Origin of the sequence: Kerstersia gyiorum, assembly GCF_048595715.1 — a bacterium.
Taxonomy (GTDB): domain Bacteria; phylum Pseudomonadota; class Gammaproteobacteria; order Burkholderiales; family Burkholderiaceae_B; genus Kerstersia; species Kerstersia gyiorum.
In genome coordinates this window covers 2,850,488-2,875,957 of the sequence record NZ_CP169556.1, presented here as the reverse complement: position 1 = coordinate 2,875,957, position 25,470 = coordinate 2,850,488, and the positions used below count along the sequence as shown (strand labels likewise).

17 protein-coding genes are annotated in these 25,470 nt (G+C 62.3%); 6 read left to right on the top strand and 11 right to left on the bottom strand.

Going from position 1 to position 25,470, the window contains the following annotated elements; all coding sequences use genetic code 11:
• Positions 1-120 precede the first annotated feature (120 nt).
• Together ACEW7X_RS12515 and ACEW7X_RS12510 are read right to left on the bottom strand one after the other, a co-directional pair.
• The gene (locus ACEW7X_RS12515; RefSeq protein ID WP_420177279.1) at positions 121-2,325 is read right to left on the bottom strand and encodes a TonB-dependent siderophore receptor; all 2,205 of its coding nucleotides are present in this window, start codon (positions 2,323-2,325) and stop codon (positions 121-123) included.
• A 19-nt stretch (positions 2,326-2,344) separates the two neighbouring features.
• The gene (locus tag ACEW7X_RS12510; protein ID WP_167731905.1) at positions 2,345-2,848 is read right to left on the bottom strand and encodes an ester cyclase; all 504 of its coding nucleotides are present in this window, start codon (positions 2,846-2,848) and stop codon (positions 2,345-2,347) included.
• Positions 2,849-3,190: 342 nt separating this feature from the next.
• Here ACEW7X_RS12510 and ACEW7X_RS12505 point away from each other — a divergent pair, with 342 nt between their 5' ends.
• The 3 genes from ACEW7X_RS12505 (at position 3,191) to ACEW7X_RS12495 (ending at position 5,356) form a co-directional block, all read left to right on the top strand.
• Complete coding sequence (locus ACEW7X_RS12505; protein WP_420177278.1) at positions 3,191-4,132, top strand: LysR family transcriptional regulator; 942 nt, start codon at positions 3,191-3,193, stop codon at positions 4,130-4,132.
• Positions 4,133-4,412: 280 nt separating this feature from the next.
• On the top strand, positions 4,413-4,817 hold the full coding sequence (locus ACEW7X_RS12500; RefSeq protein WP_130486654.1) for a hypothetical protein: 405 nt from the start codon (positions 4,413-4,415) through the stop codon (positions 4,815-4,817).
• A 14-nt stretch (positions 4,818-4,831) separates the two neighbouring features.
• Positions 4,832-5,356 (top strand): Fur family transcriptional regulator, encoded by a 525-nt coding sequence (locus tag ACEW7X_RS12495; protein ID WP_068366385.1) that lies wholly within the window; start codon positions 4,832-4,834, stop codon positions 5,354-5,356.
• Positions 5,357-5,629: 273 nt separating this feature from the next.
• On the opposite strand, the gene ACEW7X_RS12490 is transcribed toward ACEW7X_RS12495, so the two are convergent.
• From ACEW7X_RS12490 to urtA, 9 genes are all read right to left on the bottom strand, one after another.
• Positions 5,630-8,053: a PKD domain-containing protein gene (locus ACEW7X_RS12490; RefSeq protein ID WP_420177277.1), complete on the bottom strand. Its 2,424-nt coding sequence runs from the start codon at positions 8,051-8,053 to the stop codon at positions 5,630-5,632.
• 94 nt (positions 8,054-8,147) lie between these two features.
• Entirely contained in the window at positions 8,148-10,922 is a 2,775-nt protein-coding gene (locus tag ACEW7X_RS12485; RefSeq protein WP_420177276.1) for a TonB-dependent receptor domain-containing protein, read from the bottom strand.
• Positions 10,923-11,040: 118 nt separating this feature from the next.
• The gene (locus tag ACEW7X_RS12480) at positions 11,041-12,033 is read right to left on the bottom strand and encodes a FecR domain-containing protein (protein ID WP_420177275.1); all 993 of its coding nucleotides are present in this window, start codon (positions 12,031-12,033) and stop codon (positions 11,041-11,043) included.
• A 10-nt stretch (positions 12,034-12,043) separates the two neighbouring features.
• Positions 12,044-12,538, bottom strand: coding sequence for a sigma-70 family RNA polymerase sigma factor (locus tag ACEW7X_RS12475; protein WP_068367653.1), 495 nt, complete (start codon positions 12,536-12,538; stop codon positions 12,044-12,046).
• 155 nt (positions 12,539-12,693) lie between these two features.
• Complete coding sequence (gene urtE, locus ACEW7X_RS12470) at positions 12,694-13,392, bottom strand: urea ABC transporter ATP-binding subunit UrtE (RefSeq protein WP_068366375.1); 699 nt, start codon at positions 13,390-13,392, stop codon at positions 12,694-12,696.
• Positions 13,393-13,498: 106 nt separating this feature from the next.
• The gene (gene urtD / locus ACEW7X_RS12465; RefSeq protein WP_130486658.1) at positions 13,499-14,374 is read right to left on the bottom strand and encodes an urea ABC transporter ATP-binding protein UrtD; all 876 of its coding nucleotides are present in this window, start codon (positions 14,372-14,374) and stop codon (positions 13,499-13,501) included.
• Entirely contained in the window at positions 14,367-15,503 is a 1,137-nt protein-coding gene (gene urtC, locus ACEW7X_RS12460; RefSeq protein ID WP_130486659.1) for an urea ABC transporter permease subunit UrtC, read from the bottom strand. Before urtC ends, urtD begins: the two co-directional genes overlap by 8 nt.
• Positions 15,500-17,167, bottom strand: a complete 1,668-nt coding sequence (gene urtB / locus ACEW7X_RS12455) for an urea ABC transporter permease subunit UrtB (protein WP_130486660.1) — start codon at positions 17,165-17,167, stop codon at positions 15,500-15,502. The genes urtC and urtB overlap by 4 nt, the downstream gene beginning before the upstream one ends.
• Before the next feature lie 260 nt (positions 17,168-17,427).
• A complete protein-coding gene (gene urtA / locus ACEW7X_RS12450) occupies positions 17,428-18,690 on the bottom strand; it encodes an urea ABC transporter substrate-binding protein (RefSeq protein WP_068366366.1) in 1,263 nt (420 codons plus the stop codon).
• 473 nt (positions 18,691-19,163) lie between these two features.
• Here urtA and atzF point away from each other — a divergent pair, with 473 nt between their 5' ends.
• Genes atzF through ACEW7X_RS12435 form a run of 3 tightly spaced genes read left to right on the top strand, consistent with a single transcriptional unit; the run spans position 19,164 to position 25,421 of the window.
• Complete coding sequence (gene atzF / locus ACEW7X_RS12445) at positions 19,164-21,002, top strand: allophanate hydrolase (RefSeq protein WP_420177274.1); 1,839 nt, start codon at positions 19,164-19,166, stop codon at positions 21,000-21,002.
• Between the two features lie 17 nt (positions 21,003-21,019).
• Positions 21,020-24,655, top strand: coding sequence for an urea carboxylase (gene uca / locus ACEW7X_RS12440; RefSeq protein ID WP_257740332.1), 3,636 nt, complete (start codon positions 21,020-21,022; stop codon positions 24,653-24,655).
• A 4-nt stretch (positions 24,656-24,659) separates the two neighbouring features.
• Positions 24,660-25,421, top strand: coding sequence for a GntR family transcriptional regulator (locus ACEW7X_RS12435; RefSeq protein ID WP_153044036.1), 762 nt, complete (start codon positions 24,660-24,662; stop codon positions 25,419-25,421).
• The last annotated feature ends 49 nt before the right edge of the window (positions 25,422-25,470 follow it).

The following is a 25,470-nucleotide window of genomic DNA, read 5'->3' as shown; positions in this document are numbered from 1 at the left end:
CGTATCGCCGCGCCGGGGGGCGGGCGCCGGGCCGTGCGGCGTGGGCGGGGCGACAAGGATTGTCATATTCCCCGGGCGCCTTCAGGGCGCGCCGGGGCCGTCAGCCAGAGGGCGATGCTGTCAGTGGCGGTAGTTCAGCGTCAGCATGGCGTTGCGGGGCTCGCCATACAGCACCTGGTTGTAGAAGCCGCTCATGACGGCATACTTCTTGTCGAATAGATTGTTGATGTTGAGCGTGGCGTCCAGCTCGTGCGTGATGGCATAACGCGCCATCACCGAGGCCAGTGCATAGGAAGACTGCTCGGTCACGGCGGCTCCCGCCGGGCTGGTGGCCGTCTGGTAGAAGCGGCTTTGCCAATTGAGACCGGCGCCCAACGTCAGTTTCCACCAGTCTCCAGGCAGCTGCCAGGTGGTGAACAACCTGGCCGTGGTGCGCGGCAATTGCGTGCTCAGGCGGCTGCCGTTGGCATCTGCAGCGGTGAAGTGCGAGACTCCTGCGTACAGGTTCCAGCCCGGTAGCGGCTCACCCTGGATGTCGATGTCGAAGCCGCGCGATTTCGTGCCGCTGGCAGCGTAATAGGCTTGTGTGCCGTCTGGCAGCATTTGGCCTGCGTCTATCTGGGCCACGTTATCCATGCGGATATCGAACAGCGCGATGGCAGTGTTGAGCCGGCCACCCAGATACTCGCTCTTCAGGCCGATTTCACGATTCTTCCCCTTGGTGGGCGACAGCACCTGATTGTCGCGGTCTCGTGTGGTTTGCGGATTGAAGATTTCCGTGTAGCTGGCATAGATGGAATGCTGGGCGCTCAGGTCGAAGACCAGGCCGGCATAGGGCGTGAATTTGCCGGTTTCCTTGTTGTGGAAGGCCTTGCCGGCTGCCGTCTGGCTGATTTCGTAGCGGTTCAGCCGCCCCCCGGCGATCAGTTTGAGACGCTCGCTCAGCGAAAAGCGCGCCACGCCATAGATGCCGCGCTGGCGGGTTGTCGTATGGGTGAGGGTGTGCGGCTGGGCGCCGAAATCAGGGCGAGGATAGTTGCCGTTCCAGTCGTTGAAATTACCGATGGGCGTGGCGGGAAACACGAAACCGGTGCTGTTGTCATCTGCACTGCGGCGCGAGTTCATCATGCCCAGCGTCAGTTCATGGCGGCGGCCCAGCAGTTCGAATGGGCCGGAAATCATGGCATCCAGGCTGTTCTGACGAGTCTGTCCGTCGCTGGCCAACGCGACCGGCAACAAGCCCTGCCCGGTATCGCGATCCGGGTAGCCCAGGCCGGAAAACAGCTGGGCATGCGAATGGCTGCGTTGCTGGTTGAATGACAAGCGGGCGTTCCAGCCATGGCCCAGCTCCTGCTCCAGTGTGGCGAAGGCGGTGCTGATGCGGTTGTCCCAGTGGCTCCAGTCGGCGGCTAGCGTTTTCGAGCGGCGCCAGTCGGCCTGCGTGCCATCGCTGTACCAGCTTGGCACACCTCCCCAGGTCGTGCCCTCGGGCTTGATGTTCTGGTAGTCATAACCAAGGCTGAGCAGCGTCGTATCGCTCAGGTCGGCTTCGATGATGCCATAGAAGGCCTGTTTCTTCTGCTGATACAGGTCTATGAAGGAATGGCGGTCCTGGTAAGCACCGACCACGCGCATGCGGATGCGTCCGTCTTCGACCAGCGGGGTGGACAGGTCAGCCATGCCCCGGTAATTGTCCCAGGAACCGGCGCTGGCGGAGAGTTTGGCGGCGAAGTCCCGTCGGGGCCGCTTGCGCACCAGATTGATCGAAGCGGACGGATTGCCGGCGCCGGTCAGCAGGCCGGTGGCACCACGGACGACTTCGATACGGTCATAGAACGCGGTATCGAGAAAACTGGCGCCGTCGAGAAATTCGGTCGGGATGCCATCGAACTGGAAGCTGTCGATGGAGAAACCACGGGCGTGGAAACTCACACGTTCGCTGTCTAGCGTTTGTGACGAGATACCCACGGTTTGCTCCAGCGCCTGCTGTACCGAGCCCAGTTGCTGGTCATCCAGGCGCTGGCGTGTCATCACGGTGACGGATTGCGGGGTTTCGCGCAGTGAAAGCGGCAGGCGGGTGGCGGCCGATGTCTGCCGCACGGTATAGGCGCCGCTGCCTTCCGTGGCACTGTTGTCTTCCGTGGCGGTGATGACAATCGCATCCAGCGTGGCCGGACGGGCCCCGGCAGGGTCAGGAGGCATGGGTGGGCGGGTGTCCTGCGCACCGGCCACCGCGCTGAAAAGGCAGGTCGCCAGGGCCAGCGCCAGTGCGGTGGGCTGGGGCTTGCCGCAAGGGCTGGAAAACAGGGGAGGGGGGGCAATCATGATCATTGTCGCTGCAGTCTTAGTGGGCCAGTTGCTCGCGCATGGTCAGGCCGTTGTAGTAGTCGGCCAGTTGCACGATGCGCCCGTGTTCCACGCGGACGAAACTGGCGCCGCGCAAGCTGACGGGGCGGGAAGCGGCGGGTTTGCCGTCCTGGGCAGGAAACTGTGCGGTACCGCTGAATTCCCATTCGAAGGCCAGTTGCTCGCAGGCCTGCACGGGCGTGCCCAGCACTCGCCAGCGCAGGTCGGGGATCAGCCCGGTCAGTCCCTTGACGACATCGAGCACTACCTGGCTACCCTGGCGTGTGGTTGCGGCGCTGGTGCTGAAGTAGCTGACCTGGGCATCCAGCGTGGTGCCGGCCGCCAGGACATCGTGTTCATTCCAGGCGGCGATGTACTGCTGCACGACAGGCCAGGCTGGCGTGTCGCAAGAGGTCGCCAGTGCCGGGGCAACGGGCAGGAAGGCGGCCAGCCACAAGGCAGGGCGGATGACACGGGCGAGACCGGCGCGGGAACTTTGCATCAGGATCTCCAGATGGACAGGAAACAGTGCCTGTGCCCGCCGGTATTCCTGCATGCCTGGGATCGGTACAGGGCCTAGCCGTGAAGCATGGCGTCTTACCGGGACCGGAAGTGCTGCGGCACGGAAATGGGCGGGGGGCAATTGCTGCAAACGCAGATGAAAATGATTCTGCTGCGCATGGATTTGGTGGTAAATGCCGGCGTCTGCATTTCAGAAGTGCGTCTTGCGCAATGATGACTCCTAGCTTTCCACGCAGGCGTCATGCCGGTACGATTGCGGCATACGCAATGAGGCCGGCATGTGCGTTGCCGTATGCCGGGCCGCAATGAATAGGGAAATGCCATGGAACTTCCTGACCTGAATTTGCTGGTTGCGCTGGATGTCTTGCTTGAGGAGGGCAGCGTGATCGGCGCGGCCCGGCGGATGAATCTGAGCGCGCCAGCGATGAGCCGCACGCTGGGACGCATCCGGGAAGCCCTGGGCGACCCGGTATTCGTGCAGGCAGGCCGCCGCCTGGTCCCCACGCCACGGGCGCTGGCCTTGCGCGAACAGGTCCGGCTGGCGGTGGAGCAGGCCGGACTGGTGTTCCAGCCTGCCACCGGCGTGGACCTGAAAACCCTGGAGCGTCGTTTCAGCGTGCGTGCCAACGACATTTTCGTGGGTGCCCACGCTGGCCGCCTGCTGGATGTCATGGCAAGGGAGATGCCGCGCGCCATGTTGCGTTTTGCGCCGGAAGAAGATGACATCGACGATGAAGCCCTGCGCAGCGGACGCATCGACCTGTTCATCAGCGCGGCGCGCAAGCTGGCGCCGGAGATCTGCGAACAATCATTGTTCACGACATCGGTGATAGGTGTGGCGCGTGCCGGTCACCCCATCTTCGATGATGAAATCACGCCGGAGCGGTTGACGCGCTGGGGGCATATCGGTGTGTCGCGGCGCGGGAAATCCACCGGTCCGATAGACAGCGCGCTGGCGGCCCTGGGCTTGCGCCGGCATGTGGCGCTGGTCGTGCCCACGCCATATTCCGCAGTTTTCGCCCTGCGTGATTCCGACCTGCTGCTGCCGCTGCCCGGTCATCTGGCGCACGGCGCCCTGGCGGCAGGCCTGAAAATCCGGCTGTTCGATCTGCCGATTTCGCTGGCGACGGTACCCATCACCCAGGCTTGGCATCCGCGTTTCCAGAATGATCCGGGGCATCAATGGCTGCGCCGGACCATTCGGGCGCTGTGTACCGGAGACGATGCCTCGGTTGCCTGGCAAGCCCGCTCACCGTTGATCTAAAGATTGCGTTTGATGCAATCATGAATTTAAGAGATGTCACTTTTCCGCATGCATGGCCGGGCATACATTGGGCAGGCCAGTCATGCCAATCACCGTGATTTCTTGCTTGCGCTGCAACCCTGGCGCAGTGTCAGGACGGCGGGAGGCCAGGCTGGTCCCGTCCGGCGCGTTGCTGGCCCGGCCCGGCTGTCATCGGGTCTCTGAGGGTTGGCAGTGCGTCGGGATCAGCCGCTGTCACAGGGCGTGACGCGCGGCAGTCTGACTACAGGAAAATCCGGCCATGGCGTTCGATTCCAACTCTTTCATCATTCACGATGTCCAGGCGTTTCCGTACATCGTCTTCCGTAACGAGGCGGCCAAGCCCGGCTATGCCGGCCAGTGGCAAACCGAAATGGATGCGCTGGTGGCCAGCGGCCTGCCGTTCGTGATCGTGTACGACCAGCTCAGTCACGAGGAAGAACATGAGGACCGCAAGGTGCGGGCGCTCTGGCTCAAGCACAACAAAGAAGCTCTGGGCAAGGTATGCCTGGCGCTGATCAGTATCGAGCCGGATGAGCAAAAGCGTGAAAACGTGCGCGCCTTTGCTGCAACGGCGCAAAAGGCATTCGGTATCCGCCAGGAAGTGCTTGCCACCCATGAAGCCGCCAGGGAAATTGCAGACAGCCTGATTGCTTCCGCGCTTTAGAACAGGGGGCGCGCATGTATACGGAAGACCTGACAGTGGCGGACGTTCCCCACGAGAGCGGCTTGACTGCCCGAACCAAGGCAAGGGCCAGGACGGTGCGCCAGGATGAGCCGGCGCTGTCGCGTTTGCGCGACCTGCGCCTGCGGCCGACCATGGCGCGCATTGCGATCCTGCAGACCATGGAGGCCGTGGCGCCGGAGCCGCTGGCTGCTGAGGAAGTCCTGCGCCATCTGTTGCTGCGTAACGTGCGTACCGGCCTGGCCAGTGTCTATCGTATCCTGCGCGAGCTGGAAGAGCGCGGCATTGTGCGGCGTGAATATCGCCCCAGCCGCAATGGCGCCAAAACGCTGCACCGCCTGGTGCAACAGCATATCGACCGCCAGCAGGACAGGCTGATGTGTGTGGAGTGCGGTGGCACGGTCATCCTGGATGCGCCTGGCCTGCGCGACCAGCTGTTGCGGTTGGCGGATGCCCAGGGCTTGTCCCTGGCTGGCGGCCCGCTGATCATCCAGACCGTATGCGCAAGTTGCAGCTTGTGATTGGTTGCACCGCGGTTGCCAAGCTGAAAGACCCGAATGGGTGCTACTGGCGCCAGTTCGTATGGAAGATGGGGGCACGGTGAACCCGTCGTGCCAATGAGGGTGAAAAAGCCGCACCGGCCGGTCATGGCAGGTGCGGCTTTCGGGCGCCAGGCACAGCCTGCTGTCAGGCTGCGTTCCGGGATGCCAGGCTTCAGGCCGGCTGCAGCCTGGCCGCCTGGGTCAGCCCAGTACCAACAGGACTCGCATCAGCAGGCCGGGCCGTTCGGTGTGTCATTGCTCCGGGGCGCATTGCGGCCACGGCGTGGCGCCATTGTTGAGAATGGCGCCGCGCCAATGTTCATAGACGAAGGTCTGTTCCGGAATCTCCTTGACGCGGAACGTCCAGCGGAAACCCTCATACAGCGTTTCGTCGTTGCGCAGGCAATTGAAGAGCGGGCTCATCAGCTTGACTTCCACGGTGCTGCCTTGGGGAATGACCTGGCCTTCGGTCAGTCCATCGAAGTAGGGCGTCAGGCGGGAAATGTTGCCATTGAGATGCTCGCCGCGGACGTCCACGATGGTGTAGTTTCCATTCATGGCCGTCAGCCGGAATGTTTTCTCGGCCATCGGGGCGGTGCCGGGCTGGCTGCTGCCGCCACCGTAGTTTTCAGGTACCTGGCGGACATACGGCCAAGGTTGCAGGGCGGACTGCTCACTGGCGGAGCCGGGCGAAAAGATGTCTTCCAGGACGATGCCCCTGGCGTTGCTCAGGGAATCAATGGCGATCGTGAAATCGTAGTCCGGCAGGTCGGCAATACCGTCACTGATCTGATAGCGGAACACATACTCGCCTGGCACACTGAAGGTCTCGGACGAGGTTTTGCATAGGCCGCTGTTGCGGTTGTTGCCGTGGTTGCCGCCCTCCGGCTTGCTGATCAGGGTGCGATGGGTATAGATGGTGTCGCCGTCGGGGTCAATCACCACGGGGGAGAAGGGGATGATCATGCACGGCAGCAGCTGGTACGGGGTAGTATCCCGCAACTGCGTATGCTGGGTACGGTAGGCGATCCGGCGGATTTCCGGCGGATTGTTCACGAGCTTGGCAATGGCCTGGGTCTGGGCATAACTGCTGGAGCGCATGCCGCGGTCATCCTCGACTTCCAGGCGCACGGTATAAACGCCCGGTACATCAGGAATCAGTCGGGCACGGCGGTATTCGCGGGATTCCGGTTCGATTTCCGCAACCAGCGCAGCCTGGCTGCCATCCGGTTTATCAAACAGCGACCAGTGGAAGCTAAAGGGGTCGCCGTCGGGGTCACTGGCGCTGGATGCCAGGAACAGCATGGGCTCGTTGACCAGCACGGATGCTGCAATGGGTTTGATCGTGCCGGCCGAGGGCGTATTGTTGACACCGCCGATTTTGGCAGTGACGGTGGCGGTCGAGACGAGCTCGTTGACGCCATCGGAAACCGTCATGCGGACGGTATAGTCGCCAGCCAGATCCAGCTTCTGAATCTTTTGATAGGTAGGCATGCCGGAGCCAGGAAGTGCCTCGACCAGCGTGGCAGTGCTGCCTTGTGGGATAGTGATCAATTCGGCCCTGATCAGTTGTATCGGTTCGCCTTCCGGGTCATAGCCTTCGAACATGAAGTTCGCGCGGCCGCCAACTTCCTGTTCGCCGACGCTGCTGGACGGATAGTAGCCAGTGCCGACCAATTGCCCTGCCAGCGGCAGGTTCTTGCCGGGGAAACTGTCAGGTTTCACGACCGTCACTTTGACTTTCTGTATCGCGCTTTGCCAGTTGCCGTCATAGACAAAGAATTCGAGCAGGTAGTCACCGACGGCGGCCGGCGTGAAGCTGGGACGTGCCGAATTCGCATTCGCCAGTTCCGGCAAAGGCGAATAGGCCGGGGCCGCCCCGTACTGGGCGAAACGCCAGCGGTATTGCAGGGGTTGCTGATCCGGGTCATAGCTGGCGCTGCCGTCGAGCCTGGCGGTTTCGCCGAGCTTGATGGTGATGTCTTCAGCCACGGCAACGGGCGGCGCATTGCCCGAGGATACGGTGACTTCCACGCGGGCGGGCTGGCTGTCCTTGCCGTTGTGGCTGACCACCAGCTGCAGGATGTAGCTGCCGGCGATATCCAGGTGCAAGGTGGCATTGCCCGAGGTGTAGTCGGAAATATTGCCGGCGCTGCCTTCGGGTTTTTCCAGCAGCGTCCAGAGGTAGCTCAAGGCGCCGGAGGAGCCGGTGGGAGCCAGGCTGGCGGTACCGTCCAGGCCCAGGGTGGCGGTGCCCAGCCGGACGCTGTATTGCGTCTGGGTGATGGCGACCGGTTCGGTATTGTTTGCCGTAATGACGACGCGGGAGGGCTTGCTCGAAGCAGTCCCATCATGGACGATCAGGTCGGCCGTGTAAGTGCCCGGCAGGTCGGCAGTGAAGCTGGGCGCCTGCGTGTTGTCGCCGTTGAGCGATGCCGTGCTGCTGGTCGGCTTGCCCGCCAGCGTCCACTTGTAGGACAGGCTGCCTTGGTTGGGAGAGCTGCCGGAACCCCGCAGGGTGACGATATCGCCCATGTTCACGGTCTGACTGCTGCCTGCATCGGCAACCGGCAGGCTGGTTTCGGTCGGCGGGGAGGAATCGCTGCCGCCGCCGCAAGCGGCGAGAAACAGGGCGGTGCCCAGTCCAGCCGCAAGATTGCGTAGTGAGAATTTCATGGTGGTGAACTTCCTATGCTGAAAAGTCACGCCCGGCAGGCCGGACGCGGAATGAAAGCGCGCTTGCCCGGGCGCGCTGGAATGGGGATCGGGTTCAGAAGGTCATCGTCATGCCCAGGCGCGCCGTGCGTCCCGGCGCAGGCACAATGCCAAGGCTGAGCGCGTCGAGGTAAAAACGGTCCGTCAGGTTGTCGATGGTGAAATCCACGCTGAACTGGTCGGTGACCTTGTAGTTGGCGTAGAGGTCGAAGAGCCGGTAGGAGTGCCAGAGCACGGGAGCGTTGAAGCCGACCTGGGCGTTGTAGCGTGGCACCTGGTTGCGTTCGCCCATGAAGATGGCGCGCAGGCCGAGATCCAGGCGGCGGTCCAGCAGGCGCGTTCCCAGCGTGACGCTGGCATGCCAGTTGGGCGGGATCATGTTGCTGATATAGCTTTGGGCAATGCCGTAATTGGTGCAGTAATCCCGCACGCGGCTGCCGACGTTGCACACTTCGATGCGCGTGTAGCGCGTGGCGCCGAAGTGGGTATAGATCATGCCCAGGTCATAGCTGCCGGACAGTTCCAGGCCCTCGAAACGGACCCCCTGGATATTGCGCATGCGGAAAAAACCATAGGAGGCGCCTTCTTCCCACATATTCGGTATCGTGCGTGTGAGATAGTCCTTGGTGTGGTTGCGGAAGTAGGCGAATTTTAGGCGCAGCTTGTCGTTGCTGCGCAGCAGGCCATCCCGCATGTAATTGATACCGACTTCTTTGTTCTTGGTGTGTTCGGGTTTGAGGTCTATATCCAGGGCGGGCCCGACAGACCAGCCGGATGTGGTTTCGAACAGGCTGGGCATGCGCAGCGCCTCGGCATAGCGGCCGTAGAACTGCAAGCCGTCGATCGGCTCCCAGACCAGGCTGAACATGGGGGCCGAGCCGCTTTTCCGGTTCTTGTAGAACACGGCATCGCATTCACCATCGCCATCGGCATCGTTGCAGTACTGGCTGTTTTCGGCCACAGGCAGGGCATTGTTGTCCTCGGAACCGAACCAGGTCTGGCGGATGCCGGCATTGAGAGTGACGCTGGGCAATACCGTCCAGGCCAGGTTGCCGAAGGTGCTGGCTTCCCAGCGTTTGCCCGAGCGCGCGCCACCATAGAAGCCGGTGTAGCTGCCCTCGGCGACATCGGTATTCATTTTTTCCTGTTGCCCGGCCACGCCATATTCAAGCTTGATCCCGCCCAGGACATCGAATTGCATGGTGTTGCTGATGTCGCCGCCCCAGCGCCGGTAGGTTTCCTCCCGATGCGTGTTTTTTTCGATATCTACGCTATAGATTTCAGGCGTATTGATATCGCTGCGGTTGTCGGTGTGCCAGAGATTGGTATGCAGTGATATCCAGTTGTTGTCCTGAGGTTGCCAGCGGTGGCGCAGGGCATAGGTGTCCTGCTTTACCTGGCTGGGGATCCACTGGCGAGCCTGGCCGAAGCCCTGGATCTGGGAGGGCATCATTTCGCCGAAGTCGCTGGAATAGCGCAGGTAGCTCAGGTCCAGTTCGCTGGCATCGTTCAGGTAGATATTGCTCTTGAGCAGGAAGGATTTGCTCTCGTACTGGGTATTGGGGATACGTTCTCCGGCGCGAAAGCGCGAGACGCCTTCGATGGAAACCGGCGTTTCCCAGTACCAGCCTGCGAACTGCTTTTCGCCCTGCTTGATATACGGGGACGGGCCGTGGCGCCCGGCGTAATAGTTGCCCTGCTTGCGCTGCGCATAGGCGGCAACCAGGTCGATGTGTTCCAGCCGCTTGGCGATGGCAATGCTGCCGGCGAAGCTCTTCGGGCGGTAGGTGCCGGGCCGGTCCATGCCGTCGTCAGGGGCGAAGCTGTCCGGCATGGTGTAGTCCTCGGAGCAATAGCTGCTGATCCGGCAATCGGAACGGTAGGCGTTTTTCTCCAGGAAGTAGCCAGCATACGTGCCGGGGTCGGGGGCGGAACCGCTGTTGTTGCCTGTGGCGCTGCCGCGCACGCGCATGCCGAAGCTGTCGCCATCGGGAACAATATCCTCTGCATTGATGGTACGCATGCTGACCAGCCCGCCGGTGGCGCCCGTGCCTTGGGCGGACATGGTCGGGCCTTTGTCGATCTGGACGCTGCCTATCAGGTCCGGATCGACATAGCTGCGCGAGGCGACCCCGGCATAACCGCGGTATACCGTGGTTTCCTGGCGTGTGCCGTCAATCAGGACCGGCACCCGTCCCTGGCCCTGCATCCCGCGCACATTCACGTCCAGGCCGCCGCTGTTGCGGTTTTCCCCGACCAGCACGCCAGGGATGCCGCGAAAGATATCACCGACGGACAGCCCGCGGGAACGCTCGATATCTTCGCGGTTGAGCACGGCCTGCGAACCTGCGGTGCGGTAGGGACTGTCGCGCAGGTCTTCCTCGCGCAGGGCAGTGACCTGGACGGTATCCAGTTCCACTACGTTGGCAGCTTTTTTCAAGGCGTAGCCGTTGGGGCGTCGTTCAAGTACATAGCCGCTGCCGCGCAGCAGATGGTCAAAGCCTTCCCTGATGGTATAGCTGCCTTGCAGGCCGGCGCTTTGCAGATTGTCCAGCTGTGCCGAATCGAAGGAAAGCAGGACGCCCGACTGCGCAGCATAGCGGGCCAGGACTGTGCCCAGCGGCCCTGGCGCGAGCCGGATGTCGCGTTTTTCGCTTTCAGCATGCGCTTGTTGCGCCGCGCCTTGCGCCTGCGCGGCATCCGGCAGCTGGCCGATGATCAGCAGGCAGGCCAGGCAGGCCAGGTAGATGGCACTGGGCGTGTTGCCATGGCGTGCAGGAGGCGCGGACACACGCAAGGAAAGGGCCGGGCGGGGTACGGAACGCAGCATGGTGGTTTTTCGTCGCAAGAACTGGAAGAAGATGACCCCCCATCCCCGGAACGGTGATGATGGAGGCTCTTACTTGTTCTATCGGGCGAGATTGAAAAACCGCGCAAAAAAATTTGTATCAACTGCGGCCGAGGACGATCCAGTATCGGGTACGACGCGTGATGCGCAGTTGCAGGGTGTCGGCCAGCAGGGCCAGGCTGGCGTCTGTATCGCGCAAGGAAAAGGACCCCGAGGCACGCAGGCCGGCAATTTCGGGCTGAACCTGCAACAGGCCGGGGCGATAGCGCCCGAGCTCTGCCAGCAGGGTGTCCAGGCGCATACCGTTGGCCACCAGCAGACCATGGCGCCACATCAATGCGTCCGGCGTCGCGTGCCGAACGGCGCCTGGCGTGCCGGTGCGGCTGAAGTCCATGGCCTGGCCGGGTTCCAGTACGATAAAGTCCCGGGTTTCGCCATGGCGCCTCAGGGCGACCCGGCCTTCGTGCACCGCCACTTCGGTGCGGTCGGCATGTTGGCGGACCACGTAGCCGGTACCCAGCGCACGTGCGGTACCTTCCCGGGTTTCCACCAGCAAGGGGCGTTGCAGCGGGTCGGGTTGCCGGGCGGATTCCAGGAAAATTTCGCCTGCGCGCAGGCGTATGCGCCGTTCCTGCGCGGTGAAGCGGATATCGACAGCTGTGTCGGTATTCATGACAAGCAGCGAGCCGTCATCCAGCCGCTGTTCGCTGATTTCGCCCAGCCTCGTGTACCTGTCGGAAACCGGTTGCCATGGCCCGCCCGCGAGGCCGTCCGCATGGTAGCGATAGGACAGCCAGCCCAGGGGGGCGGCCAGGGCCAGCATGCCCAGGCCGCGCATCATGCGGCGCCGGCCCTGGGATCTGGAAAGGGCCATGGCCGGCAGGACCTGCGGCTGCACCTGGGCAGGAATCTGGTTGAAGATTGCCATCAGCGCCTGCACCCGCGACCATGCTTCCGTATGCTGCGGGCTGCGTTGTTGCCAGGCGCGCAGTGAGGCAGTTTCGTCGGCGCTCAGCGCACCTTCATCGAAACGAGCCAGCCATGCGGCGGCTTCGTTCAGGATGCGAGGGTCGATGTCGGTATCCGAAGCCATGTCGCCAGCGTCAGGAGGCAGCCAGGGACAGGCAGGCCAGATAGGCGCGCTGGACGTGGCGCTTGACGGAGGTTTCGGCCATGCCCAGGCGTTCGGCGATTTCCGCATGTCGCATGCCATCGACACGCACCATCAGGAAAATCGTGCGGGTGCGTTCTGGCATGGCACCCAGCATGGCGTCGATGCGCATCAATGCTTCGCGTACCAGCAGGATGGATTCGGGCGAGGGCGCTTCCGCTTCCGGCTGCGCAGCCAGTGCTTCCAGATAGATGCGTTCGACTTCCTGGTGGCGCCAGTGGTCGATAAGCCTGGCCTTGGCGATGCGCACCAGCAAGGCGCGGGGGTTGTCGCCAATGTCCACTCCGCCCTTGCGTATCAGCAGCTGGACAAAAGTGTCCTGCGCGAAGTCGGCGGCATCGGCGGGCGTGGAGACCCAGCGCCGCAGCCAGCGTTCCAGCCATCCATAGTGACTATCGTACAGGTGCGCAGCCAAGGTACCATTCATGGAAGCCAGACCAGACATGAGGTTAATATTAATTCTCATTGTTGTCTGGAAATGGGGGGAGATGCAAGCATTTTCCCGCCACGTGCAGTAGTTGGCTCAGTACAGGATGCAGCTTGCGCGTCATCAGCCCCCGGTTGCCCAAGGTCTTCAGGGTGCTAGACCGCCAGCAGCATGCGCACGTCTTCGGACCCCATTTCCGTATGCGAACCGTGTGCCGCGACTTCGCCACGGTTCAGGACGACGAAGCGGTCGGCCAGTTCGTGGGCAAAGTCGAAGTACTGTTCGCACAGCAGAATGGCGATGTTGCCGCGTTGCTTGAGCAATTGGATGACCCGGCCTATGTCCTTGATGATGGAAGGCTGTATGCCCTCGGTGGGTTCATCGAAAATGATGAAGCGGGGTTCGGATACCAGCGCGCGGGCAATGGCGAGTTGCTGTTGTTGACCGCCGGACAGGTCGCCGCCGCGCCGCGCCAGCATGGTTTGCAGCACCGGGAACAGTTCGTAGACATCTTCGCGGATACGCCGGGCCTTGGCCGCAGGAAAGCGTGCCATACCCATCAGGATATTTTCTTCCACGCTCAGGCGCGCGAAGATGTCGCGTCCTTGAGGCACGTAGGCCATGCCCAGCCCGGCGCGCTGGTGCGGCGCCAGCCGCGTGATGTCCGTGCCATCCAGCAGGATCTGGCCCCGGGCGATGGGCAACACGCCCATCAGACACTTGAGCAGTGTGGTCTTGCCGACGCCATTGCGGCCCAGCAGCGCCATGCACTCGCCGCTGCGAACGTCCATGGAGACGCTGCGCAGCGTGTGGCTGCTGCCATAGTATTGCTCGATTTGCTTGATTTCCAGCATGTCACTCTTCCTTTTCCTGAGGGGCTCAGGCGCGCTGTTCGGCGTGTCCGGTTTGCGGGCGGCCGATGCGGCAGATGGCGCTCTCAGGGCTGCAATGCTTCCGTTATTAACGCCCCAAATACACCTCAATGACCCGCTCATCGTTCTGTACCTGGTCCATGCTGCCTTCCGCGAGTACCGAGCCTTCGCTCAGGACCGTGACGTTGCCGCCCTGGGCAATTTGCGTGACGAAGTCCATATCGTGCTCAACTACCATCAGCGAGTGCTTGCCCTTGAGTGTGTTGAACAGTTCGCCCGTGCGTTCGGTTTCAGCATCGGTCATGCCGGCTACGGGTTCGTCGAGCAGCAGCAGTTGGGGTTCCTGCATCAGCAGCATGCCGATCTCCAGCCATTGTTTCTGTCCGTGCGACAGCAGGCCGGCCTGGCGCGCATAGGCCTGTGTCAAGCCAACGGTTTCCATGACTTCGGCAATGCGGTCTGCCTGTTCGCTGGTCAGCCGCGACCGCAAGGTCGGCCAAACACGTTTGTCGGCCTTCATGGCCAGTTCGAGGTTTTCCAGTACGCTATGCGCCTCGAATACCGTGGGACGCTGGAACTTGCGGCCTATGCCTATGTTGGCGATTTCGGTTTCGCTGAGCTTGGTCAGGTCAATGTTCTGTCCGAAGAAGGCGCTGCCGCTGGTGGGCCGGGTTTTGCCAGTGATGACGTCCATCATCGTGGTTTTGCCCGCGCCGTTGGGGCCAATGATGCAGCGTAGTTCACCGACGCCGATATACAGATTCAGGTCCTTGATGGCGCGGAATCCGTCGAATACCACGTTGATATTCTCCAGGTAGAGAATGACGCCATGAGTGGTGTCCACGGTATTACCGGCCGCGGCGGCGGGCAGGGCGCGGCTGTAGCTGGCTTCGCCGCCGGGGTGCAGTTCGGAGCGGATGTCCGGTTCTTTGACGGAGGCTTGCGTCTTGGGTGCATCAATCATGGGCCTGCTCCTTGCGCCGGGCCGCCAGTTTGCGGGCCAGGCCGACCATGCCTTGCGGCAGGAAAATTGTCACGATCACGAAAAGCGCGCCCAGTGCGTACAGCCAGTATTCCGGCATGGCTGTGGTGAACCAGGTTTTCAGACCATTGACGGTGCCAGCGCCGATGATCGGGCCGAAGAGCGTGCCACGGCCGCCGGTGGCAACCCAGATCACCATTTCAATGGAATTGGCCGGGGACATTTCGCTGGGGTTGATGATGCCTACCTGCGGCACGTAGAGCGCGCCGGCCAGGCCGCACAGCATGGCGGAAATGGTCCAGACGAAAAGCTTGAAGCCCAGCGGTTCGTAGCCCAGGAAGCGCACGCGGCTTTCGGCGTCGCGCACGGCGGTCAGTACCCGGCCATAGCGTGATTGCGTCAGCAGACGCGAGAGCACCAGGGCGGCGAACAGCACGGCCAGGGTGATCCAGAACAGCCAGGCGCGCGTGGCTGGCGCGGTGAGGTTGAAACCCAGGATGCGCTGGAAGTCGGTGAAACCGTTGGTGCCGCCAAAACCGGTTTCATTGCGGAAGAACAGCAGCATAGCGGCGAACGTCAATGCCTGGGTGATGATGGAGAAGTACACCCCCTTGATGCGCGAGCGGAAGGCGAAGTAGCCGAACAGGAAGGCCAGCAAACCGGGGACGGCCAGCGCCAGCAGCATGGCCCACCAGAAATGCTGTGTCATGGACCAGTACCAGGGGTATTCGGTCCAGCCGAGGAAGGACATGAAGGCGGGCAGGCGGGAGCCGCCTGCGGCAGCGGTTACTTCAGCAGTGCTGCGCATCAGGTACATGCCTTGGGCATAGGCGCCCAGTGCGAAGAAAATGCCATGCCCGAGCGAGAGGATGCCGGCGTAGCCCCACACCAGGTCGAGCGCCAGCGCGGCCAGGGCGTAGCACATGAACTTGCCCAGCAGCGCAACCGTATGCGCTGGCACATGCAGGGCATGGCCGGGGGCAAAGAACAGGTTCAGCAGCGGCAGGATGGCCAGTATCGCGGTGGCGATGGCCAGGGCGGTCCAGGCCTTGGCGGGGAACAGCGGCTGGCGGTTGAGCGCCAGCAGGGTATCGCGGTGGCGCTTGTTCATTCCACGCTCCTTCCTTTGGGGGCGAACAGCCCTTGCGGGCGCTTCTGGATGAACAGCACGATCAGGACCAGGATGGCAATCTTGGCAAGGACCGCGCCGGAGAAGGGTTCGATGAATTTGCTGATGCTACCCAGACCGAAGGCGGCAATCACGGTGCCTGCCAGTTGGCCTACGCCACCCAGTACCACCACCATGAAAGAGTCGATGATGTAGGATTTGCCGAGGTCGGGGCCGACGTTGCCCAACTGTGAAAGCGCGACGCCGGCCAGGCCGGCGATGCCTGCGCCCAGGCCGAAGGTCAGCATATCGACGCGGCCGGTGGCGACGCCTACACAGCCGGCCATGCGCCGGTTCTGCGTAATGGCGCGCACGAACAGGCCCAGGCGGGTGTGGTTCAGCAGCAGCCAGACGAAAGCCACCACCAGCAGCGAGAACACGATGACGGCCAGGCGGTTGTAGCTCAGTACCAGACCATTCATGATTTCCTGGCCGCCGCTGAGCCAGCCTGGGTTGGCCACTTCAACGTTCTGCGCGCCGAACAGGCTGCGCACGGCCTGCATCAGCACCAGGCTGATGCCCCAGGTCGCCAGCAGCGTTTCCAGCGGACGGCCGTAGAGCCAGCGGATGACGGTGCGTTCGAGCACCATGCCGACGCAGGCCGTGATGACGAAAGCCACGGGCAGGGCTGCCACCACATACCATTCCAGCCATTGCGGAGCGAATTGGCGGAAACCGGATTGCACCAGGTAAGTGGCGTAGGCGCCTATCATCAGCAGTTCTCCATGCGCCATGTTGATCACGCCCATCAGCCCGAAGATGATGGCCAGGCCCAGCGCTGCCAGCAACAGGACGCTGCCCAGGCTGATGCCGTAGAACAGGTTGCCCAGCCATTGCACAGTTTGCAGGTGGCGGTCGATGGCGGCGACGGCTTGCTGCGCAGCGCGGCGCACCTCGGCGTCGGGTTCGGCCCAGTTGCCGTTGTGTTGCACCAGCATGCCGGCGAGCACGTTGCGGAACGATGCGTCGTTGGCGGCAGTCAACAATTGCACGGCATGTAGCCGGGTCGCGGCGTCAGGGCTTTGCAGTTCCAGATTGGCTTGCGCGACAGCCAGCGCCTGCTTGACCTTGTCATGGCCTTCGCTTGCCAGCGCCTGCTGCAGCATGGGCAGCAGGCTGGCATCGGTGGTGTTGCGCAGTTGTTGGGCGGCAGCCAGCCGGGTGGCCGCGTCGGGCGCGTACAGCTGCCCGGTGGCGAGCGCGCCGGAGAGGGCGCGGCGCAGCCTGTTGTTGATGGTAATGCGGCTGGCATCGACGGGCAGCGGCTCATGCGCGCCGGTCAGGGCATTGATGGCCGGGTGGTTGGCTGCAATGCCAGTGTTGTCGGCGCCACTGTCTATGATCCAAACGCCGCCATTTGGCGTGCCGCGCAGGCGGCCGTCGGCCAGTGCCTGCAATATCGCCAGGCTTTGTGCATCGCCGGATTTGCCCAGGCGGTCTATGGCTTCCAGGCGTTCGTTGTTGTCGCCCGAAGCCAGTTGGGCCAGGCTTTCGGTAGAGACGGCAGCCTGGGCTGGCGCGGAGACTAGCAGCAGGCAGGCCAGCAAGGCCAGCACGGCTGCCAGCCAGGCAGGCCGGCTTGATGCGTGGAACAGGGTAGGAAACATAATGGATGCCCTGGTGTGTAGTCGGTCTGTCTTGTTGCCATGTCGGCGGTAAGACTCTTCGGCCAAAAAGCAGAAGCCGTCCGGCCTCGCTGCCCGTTTGCTGCGAGAGAAGCGGGGTTCGGCCCAGGTTCATGGCCAGTAAGTTTGAGGCCCATTGATCCTGGGGGAGCCAGGCCAGGCAATGACGCGCTGTCTGGGGAGGGGGCGAGGTCTGCGGCCCCTGGGGGCTGGTGGCCTCGCCGTTCCTGCAACGGTGCGGCTTACTTGGCCGGCGCCGTGTCCGGCTTCTTGTCGTTGCCGGGCAAGTAGGGACTCCAGGGCTGGGCACGGATCGGGCCGTCGGTTTTCCACACTACGTCGAACTGACCATCGTCGCGGATTTCACCGATGAATACTGGCTTGTGCAGGTGATGATTGGTTTCATCCATTTTGATGGTGAAGCCGTCAGGCGCCGCGAAGCTCTGGCCACCGATTGCTTCGATGACCTTGTCCACATCCGTGCTGCCTGCTTGCTCGACCGCCTGTTTCCACAAATTGATGCCGATGTAGGTAGCTTCCATCGGGTCGTTGGTCACGACAGAGTCGGCCTTGGGCAGGTTCCTGGCCTTGGCATAGGCTTTCCATTTTGAGATGAAGGCTTCGTTGGTGGGATTGTCCAGCGATTGAAAGTAGTTCCAAGCTGCGAGGTGACCGACCAGCGGCTTGGTGTCCACGCCGCGCAGTTCCTCTTCGCCCACGGAGAAGGCGACAACCGGCACGTCGGTGGCCTTCAGGCCGGCATTGCCCAGTTCCTTGTAGAAGGGGACGTTGGAGTCGCCGTTGATGGTAGAGACCACGGCTGTGGGGCCGCCCGCCGCGAAGCGTTTGATGTCGGCGATGATGGTCTGGTAGTCCGAATGCCCGAAGGGCGTGTACACCTCCATGATGTTCTCGTCGGTGATGCCCTTGCTGTTCAGGAAGGCGCGCAGGATCTTGTTGGTGGTGCGGGGGTAGACGTAGTCCGTGCCCAGCAGCACGAAACGCTTGGCGCCGCCGCCGTCTTCGCTCAACAGGTATTCGACAGCGGGAATGGCCTGCTGATTTGGGGCCGCGCCGGTGTAGAACACATTGCGTTCCAGCTCCTCGCCTTCATATTGCACCGGGTAGAACAGCAGGCCGTTGAGCTCCTTGAACACCGGCAGCACGGCCTTGCGCGAGGCGGAGGTCCAGTTGCCGAATACCACGGCCACTTTTTCCTGCCCCAGCAGTTCGCGTGCCTTTTCCGCGAAGAGCGGTTCGCTGGAGGCAGGATCGACCACCACGGCTTGCAGTTTTTTGCCAAGGACGCCGCCATTGGCGTTGATTTCGTCAATGGTCATCAGCGCTACATCCTTGAGCGCGGTCTCGGAAATAGCCATCGTGCCTGTGAGCGAATGCAGGATGCCGACCTTGATGGTGTCTTCGGCATAGGCGTTCAAGGACAGCCCGGAGGCCGCCAGGAGGGTCGCTACGGTCAATTGCTTGAGGATCGTTCTGCGTTGCATGAGAAAGCCTTCCCTGAAAGAGGTTGGATTGCTGCGGGGCGATGGCAGGACGCCACCTGCAGTCCATTCAGCAAGATCCGTGCCAGATTTCGGATCGCCATGGAGGCTCAGGCGTCGGTCAGCGCAGGCGTGCCTGCGGCAAGGCACTTTCAGGGGAACACCGTGGGGCGGCTTTCTGGGTAATTCGAAGAGATTCTGCTGCCCTTTGCGGCAGGAACGCAGGCACCATCCCGACAGTTTTTTGATAGAAAAAGGTGCGCGACGCACCATTGTGGGATGCCTAAAGGGGGAGGGCAGAGAGGTGCCTGTCTCGTGGCGAACCGCCAGGGAAACTGCGTGTGCGACCTCTTTTTCAGTATCGGATTTTCATATTTATCAGTGTCTTATGGGGATATCGGATAGCTGCGTACGAGTGTGATGGCACGGATATTGCTGGGTGATGCTTGCTTGTATACCAATAAGGATTCCACAGCATGATTTCCTGCACATCCTCATTTCCTTCCCGTGGCTGGACCCTGGCGCAGTGGCGGCATGCCTATATCGAACAGAATGCGGATGCCAGCGAATTATTGACGCAGTTGCTGGCCGCCCTGACGGCGGGCGATGCCGCCTGGATTGCGAAGGCTTCGGCAGAGCAGTTGGCACAGCAGTTACAGACGCTGGCAGCATTGCTGCAGGCGGCTGGCGGTGACCGCAGCCGCCTGCCTTTGTATGGCGTACCGTTTGCCGTCAAGGACAACATTGATGCGGCAGGCTGGATGACGACTGCCGCTTGCCCGGCATTCGCCTATCTAGCCCGGCAGGATGCCTTTGCCGTGGCTCGCCTGAAGGCGGCGGGCGCGATTCTGGTGGGCAAGACAAACCTGGATCAATTTGCCACCGGCCTGGTGGGGACGCGTTCCCCCTTTGGCGTCGTGCCCAACAGTTTCGATCCTGCCTACATCAGCGGCGGTTCGAGTTCCGGTTCTGCGAGTGTGGTGGCACGCGGCCTGGTGCCGTTCGCGCTGGGAACCGATACGGCGGGTTCCGGACGTGTGCCGGCCGCATTCAACAACATTGTTGGCTTCAAGCCGACCAAGGGCTGGGTGGGCAACACCGGCCTGGTGCCTGCCTGCCGTACCCTGGACTGCATCAGTACTTTTGCCTTGACGGTAGAAGACGCGGCGCTGGTGATGCGCAGCATGGCCGGCTATGACGCTGCCGATGGCTACGCGCGCCAGCGTCCTGTCACCGCGCCAGTGCGGTTTCCGGCTGTGCCGCGCCTGGCGGTGCCAGATCATCTCGAATTCTTTGGCGATGAACAGGCTCGGTCGAACTTTGCCGAAGCACGGCAGCAGCTGCAGCAAATGGGGGCAGTGCTGGAAGAAATTGATTTTTCCCCCTTTTCGGAATTGGCCGGGCTGTTGTACCAGGGGCCATGGGTCGCGGAGCGCTTCGTGACCGTTGCGGCTTTGTTGGCTCAAGAGCCGTCTGCATTGGACCCGGTGGTCGCAGGCATCGTGGGGCAGGCGGGGAATTATTCGGCGGCCGATGCCTTTCGCGCCGAGTACCGCCGGGCGGACCTGGCACGGCGTATCCAGGACAGCCTGGCCGGCTTCGACGCATTGGTGGTTCCCAGCACGCCTTCGATCTACACCATTGAGCAGTTGTGCCAGGAGCCGGTACGCCGCAACTCGGAATTGGGTATCTATACCAATTTCACCAATCTGGCCGACCTGAGCGCGCTGGCTTTGCCTGCTGGCCTGCGTCAGGACGGTCTGCCCGCGGGCATTACCTTGATTGCACCCGCCTGGCATGACTGGGCCTTGGCAGATTTCGGCAGGCGCTGGCAAGCCCAGGCTGGTGTCCTGCCGGGTGCGCCTGGCGTGGTGGCGCAGCCTGTACCGCGACCGGACAGCCCAGCTGCCTGGCTGGAGGACGAAGGCGAAATCATTCTGGCTGTCGTGGGCGCGCACCTGCGCGGCATGCCCTTGAATCACCAGCTGACCAGCCGTCAGGCGCGTTTCCTGGAAGAGACGCAGACCGCAGCAGGCGACTACCGGCTGTATGCGCTGCCTGGCACGGTTCCTCCCAAGCCTGGCCTCAAATATGCGCCAGGCCAGGGCGACGCCATTGTGCTGGAACTGTGGGCGTTGACGCCGCATGCCTTTGGCGAGTTCGTGGCCGAGGTGCCGCAGCCTTTGGGCATAGGCAACGTCATGCTGGCCGATGGCCGGGTGGTCAAAGGCTTCATTTGCGAGCCTGCCGCGCTGGACGGTGCGACCGACATTACTGCTTTTGGCGGCTGGCGCGCCTACTTGCAAAGCCGCTGAACCCGGGGGAGTTTTTCATGTTTACCAAAGTCCTGATCGCCAATCGCGGCGAAATCGCTGTCCGTGCCATCCGAACGCTCAAGAAACTGGGTGTACTCAGCGTCGCCATTTATTCCGATGCCGATCGCAATGCCGCGCATGTTCAATTGGCTGACGAAGCCATTGCCCTGGGGGGCGATAAACCAGCAGAGAGCTACCTGGATATCGCCAAAGTGCTGGAGGCTTGCCGCCGCACCGGCGCGCAAGCAGTGTTTCCCGGTTATGGCTTTCTGTCCGAGAGTACCGAGTTCAGCGGCCTGTGCGAAGCCGCAGGCATTGTGTTCATTGGCCCGACGGCGCAGCAGATAGAAGCATTCGGCCTGAAGCATCGGGCGCGGGAACTGGCAGCGGCTGCAGGGGTACCCATGACGCCGGGCACGGGTTTGCTGCAAAGCCTGGAAGAGGCCGTGCAAGCGGCCGAGCGCATAGGTTATCCCGTGATGCTCAAGACCACGGCGGGAGGCGGCGGGATTGGCCTGACACGCTGCAACGATGCCGAAGATCTGGCGCGCGCCTATGAGAGTGTGCAGCGCCTGGGCGAGACGTTTTTCCGTGACGGGGGCGTGTTCCTGGAGCGTTTTGTCGATAACGCCCGCCATGTGGAAGTGCAGATATTCGGTGATGGATTGGGGCAGGTGGCCGCGCTGGGCGAGCGCGATTGTTCCGTGCAGCGCCGCAACCAGAAGGTGATCGAAGAGACGCCGGCACCCAACCTGCCTGCGGCGACGCGGGAAGCGCTGCTCAAGGCGGCCACGCTGCTGGGGGAGTCAGTGCAGTATCGCAGCGCGGGCACGGTGGAATTCGTCTATGACAGCGCCCGCGACGAGTTTTATTTCCTGGAGGTCAATACCCGTCTGCAAGTAGAGCACCCTGTGACCGAAGCGGTGACTGGCCTGGATCTGGTGGAGTGTATGCTGCGTGTGGCAGCTGGCGATGCCCTGGACTGGGAAGCCCTGCGTCGCGTACCGCAAGGCGCGGCGATAGAGGTGCGCCTGTATGCGGAAGACCCGCAGAAGAATTTCCTGCCCTCGCCGGGCACGATCACCGATGTCGCATTTCCGCAGGATGCCCGCGTGGATGGCTGGGTCGAAACCGGTACAGAAGTGGCCCCATTCTACGACCCGATGCTGGCCAAGATCATCGTGCATGGCAAGGATCGCGGCGCAGCGCTGGCACGCATGCAGCAGGCGCTGGCGCAGACGCGTTTGCATGGCATTGCCAGTAATCTGGACTACCTGCGCCAGATCATTGCCTCCGAGGTATTCCAGGCCGGGCGTGCCACGACCCAGTTTCTGGGCAGTTTCGACTTTCGGCCGCACGTGATTGAGGTGCTGGAAGCGGGCACGGCCACCAGCGTGCAGGATTGGCCGGGCCGCGAAGGCTATTGGGATATCGGCGTGCCGCCTTCCGGCCCGATGGATGACTTCGCTTTCCGCATCGCCAACCGCCTGGTGGGCAATGCTGACGAGGCCGCAGGTCTGGAATGCACGCTCAACGGCCCGGTACTGCGCTTTCATTGTGATGGGGTCATAGCGCTGACGGGCGCGAATACCCCAGCGACGCTGGATGGCGATGCCTGCCCCATGTGGCATGCCTTTGAAGTCAAAGCGGGGCAGGTGCTGCGGCTGGGCAAGGTGCTGTCGGGCTGCCGGACCTATGTGGCAGTACGCAATGGCCTGGATGTGCCGCTTTATCTTGGCAGCCGTTCCACTTTTGCGCTGGGACAGTTTGGCGGACACGCGGGCCGGGTGTTGCGCAGCGGCGATATGCTGGCCGTGTCCCAGCCTGAATTGCCGGCCTGCTCGACACCGGCGCCTGTGGGGCCGCCACAGCGTCTGGAGGCCCAATTGGTACCGGTGTATCGCAGTCATTGGGATATTGGCGTGCTGTATGGCCCGCATGGTGCGCCGGATTTTCTCAAGCCCGAAGCGCTGGACATGTTCTTCGGCACGGATTGGCAGGTGCACTACAACTCCAACCGCCTGGGCATCCGTCTGGTTGGCCCCAAGCCGGTCTGGGCCCGCAGTGACGGCGGTGAGGCTGGTCTGCATCCGTCCAATGTGCATGATTGCGAATACGCCCTGGGCAGCATCAATTTCTCTGGCGACACGCCGATCATCCTGACGCGCGACGGCCCCAGCCTGGGCGGCTTTGTCTGCCCCGTCACCATTGCCAGGGCAGAGTTGTGGAAAGTCGGGCAGGTCAAGCCTGGCGATACCATCCGATTTCATCCCCTCAGCTACGAGCAGTCCGTGACGCTGCTGCTACGCCAGGAAGAAGCGGTGGCGACGCTCAGGGCGCCGCAGGAAGGCATTGCCAGCCTGCCGGTGCGTCAGGCGGCAGCACTGGCCTCTACCATCGTGGCCTGCGTGCCGGCCCAGGGGCATCAGCCCTTGATTACCTATCGCCAGGCGGGCGATAGCTACCTGCTGCTTGAGTACGGGGAAAACGAACTGCATATATCTTCTCGGCTGCGCATCCATCTGCTGATGCAATACTTAAAGGTGCAGCCGATTGATGGCGTGCGGGAACTGTCGCCAGGGGTGCGCTCCTTGCAGGTGCGCTATGACGGGCTGGTGATCGCCCAGGGAGAACTGGTGCGGCGCTTGCTCGCGATCGAAGCCTTGCTGCCTGACGTCAATACTGTCAAAGTGCCGACGCGCGTGGTGTATCTGCCGGTGGCCTGGGAAGACAGCGCCACCCTGGGTGCCGTCGAACGTTACCGCGAAACCGTGAAGGCCAAGGCTCCCTGGCTGCCCAACAATGTGGACTTCATCCAGCGCATCAACGGACTGAAGGAGCGCGAGGATGTCCGGCGCATTTTCTTTGATACCAGCTATCTGGTGATGGGCCTGGGCGACGTGTACCTGGGGGCGCCTTGCGCGGTGCCGCTGGACCCGCGCCACCGCCTGCTGACGTCCAAGTACAACCCGGCGCGCACCTTCACGGCGGAAGGTACGGTAGGCATCGGCGGGGTCTATATGTGCATTTATGGCATGGATTCTCCTGGCGGGTATCAGCTGGTGGGGCGCACGGTACCGATCTGGAACAAATTCCTGAAGAACCCGGTATTTCATGCTGGCGAGCCGTGGCTGTTGCGTTTCTTCGATCAGGTGCGTTTCTACCCGGTGGAAGAGGCCGAGCTGAATCGTTTCCGGGAGGATTTCCGTGAAGGCCGGGCGATGGTGCGGATTGAAGAGGAAATCTTCGACTATGCCGAGTACCGTCGCTTCCTGGAGGACAACCAGGAAGATATCGCCGCCTTCCAGGCGCATCAGGCCAAAGCCTTCCGCAATGAAGTGGCCCTGTGGCAGGAAGAGGACATCGCCGCGATCGAGCCGCCAGCGGCGGAAACTGCAGAAATCGTACTGGAAGAAGGACAAGTGCTGGTCGAAGCCGATTTGTCCGGCAACATCTGGAAAATCCAGGTGGAGGCGGGTCAGATCGTGCAGGCCGGTGACACGCTGGTCATCGTGGAGGCCATGAAGATGGAGATCCATGTGGCAGCGCCCGTCGCTGGCGTGGTCGATGAGATTTTCTGCCAGTCAGGCAGGCCAGTGGACAGCGGCGACGCATTGCTGGTGCTGTCGGAACGGCTGGTGGCGGAGAGGTGAGCAGATGGCGGCGTCACAGGGGCTGCGCTTGCAGCTGAAAATGCACCAGGACGCCTCGTTGGCGCCCAGTCTGGCCGAACAGGTGTACGAGCATGTGAAAGCCGGACTGTTCGATCTGGCGCTGCTGCCTGGTGATCACTTCACCGAATCCGATGTGGTCAGCGCGCTTGGGGTGAGCCGCACGCCTGTGCGGCAGGCCTTGCAACAACTGGCCCGGGAAGGCTTCGTGCGTGTCAGCCAGCGCCATGGCTGGCAGGTGTGCCCGTTCGACTTCGACCGTTTCGAACAGCTCTACGATGTGCGCATCATTCTGGAACTGGCCGCGGTGGAACGTCTGTGCCAGCAGCCAAGCCTGGGCACCAATAGCCTGCTGCAGGAACTTGACAGCATCTGGAGCGTGACGCCGGAGCAGCGTTTGCCGGCCAGCCGTGAGGTCGCCTTGCTGGACGAGGAATTCCATTGCAGGCTGGTGGAGGCGACCGGCAACCAGGAACTGGGGGCCATGCATAGGGATGTGACCGACAAGATCAGCATCGTGCGACGCCTGGATTTCACCAAGCAGAACCGGGTGGCGGCGACCTATGCCGAGCATGCTGCAATTTTGCAGGCCATACTAGCGCGACGGGGGGACGCGGCCAAGTGCTTGTTGCGCACGCATATCGAAGCCAGCAAGGCGGAAGTTCGGAAGATTACTATCCATCACCTGCAATCGGCGCGCAAGATCGGCCTTGGTCAATTGGCCTGGAGCCGTTGGCTAACGGAGTAGCCTGGTGCCTGCCTGGCGGGCAGCGTATTGTCTGTACCTTGCCCTGGTT

Excerpts from the sequence above, each read along its gene's own strand:
- ACEW7X_RS12515 (WP_420177279.1), bottom strand. The coding sequence starts at position 2,325 with ATGATTGCCCCCCCTCCCCTGTTTTCCAGCCCTTGCGGCAAGCCCCAG.
- ACEW7X_RS12510 (WP_167731905.1), bottom strand. The coding sequence starts at position 2,848 with ATGCAAAGTTCCCGCGCCGGTCTCGCCCGTGTCATCCGCCCTGCCTTG.
- ACEW7X_RS12505 (WP_420177278.1), top strand. The coding sequence starts at position 3,191 with ATGGAACTTCCTGACCTGAATTTGCTGGTTGCGCTGGATGTCTTGCTT.
- ACEW7X_RS12500 (WP_130486654.1), top strand. The coding sequence starts at position 4,413 with ATGGCGTTCGATTCCAACTCTTTCATCATTCACGATGTCCAGGCGTTT.
- ACEW7X_RS12495 (WP_068366385.1), top strand. The coding sequence starts at position 4,832 with ATGTATACGGAAGACCTGACAGTGGCGGACGTTCCCCACGAGAGCGGC.
- ACEW7X_RS12490 (WP_420177277.1), bottom strand. The coding sequence starts at position 8,053 with ATGAAATTCTCACTACGCAATCTTGCGGCTGGACTGGGCACCGCCCTG.
- ACEW7X_RS12485 (WP_420177276.1), bottom strand. The coding sequence starts at position 10,922 with ATGCTGCGTTCCGTACCCCGCCCGGCCCTTTCCTTGCGTGTGTCCGCG.
- ACEW7X_RS12480 (WP_420177275.1), bottom strand. The coding sequence starts at position 12,033 with ATGGCTTCGGATACCGACATCGACCCTCGCATCCTGAACGAAGCCGCC.
- ACEW7X_RS12475 (WP_068367653.1), bottom strand. The coding sequence starts at position 12,538 with ATGAATGGTACCTTGGCTGCGCACCTGTACGATAGTCACTATGGATGG.
- urtE (WP_068366375.1), bottom strand. The coding sequence starts at position 13,392 with ATGCTGGAAATCAAGCAAATCGAGCAATACTATGGCAGCAGCCACACG.
- urtD (WP_130486658.1), bottom strand. The coding sequence starts at position 14,374 with ATGATTGATGCACCCAAGACGCAAGCCTCCGTCAAAGAACCGGACATC.
- urtC (WP_130486659.1), bottom strand. The coding sequence starts at position 15,503 with ATGAACAAGCGCCACCGCGATACCCTGCTGGCGCTCAACCGCCAGCCG.
- urtB (WP_130486660.1), bottom strand. The coding sequence starts at position 17,167 with ATGTTTCCTACCCTGTTCCACGCATCAAGCCGGCCTGCCTGGCTGGCA.
- urtA (WP_068366366.1), bottom strand. The coding sequence starts at position 18,690 with ATGCAACGCAGAACGATCCTCAAGCAATTGACCGTAGCGACCCTCCTG.
- atzF (WP_420177274.1), top strand. The coding sequence starts at position 19,164 with ATGATTTCCTGCACATCCTCATTTCCTTCCCGTGGCTGGACCCTGGCG.
- uca (WP_257740332.1), top strand. The coding sequence starts at position 21,020 with ATGTTTACCAAAGTCCTGATCGCCAATCGCGGCGAAATCGCTGTCCGT.
- ACEW7X_RS12435 (WP_153044036.1), top strand. The coding sequence starts at position 24,660 with ATGGCGGCGTCACAGGGGCTGCGCTTGCAGCTGAAAATGCACCAGGAC.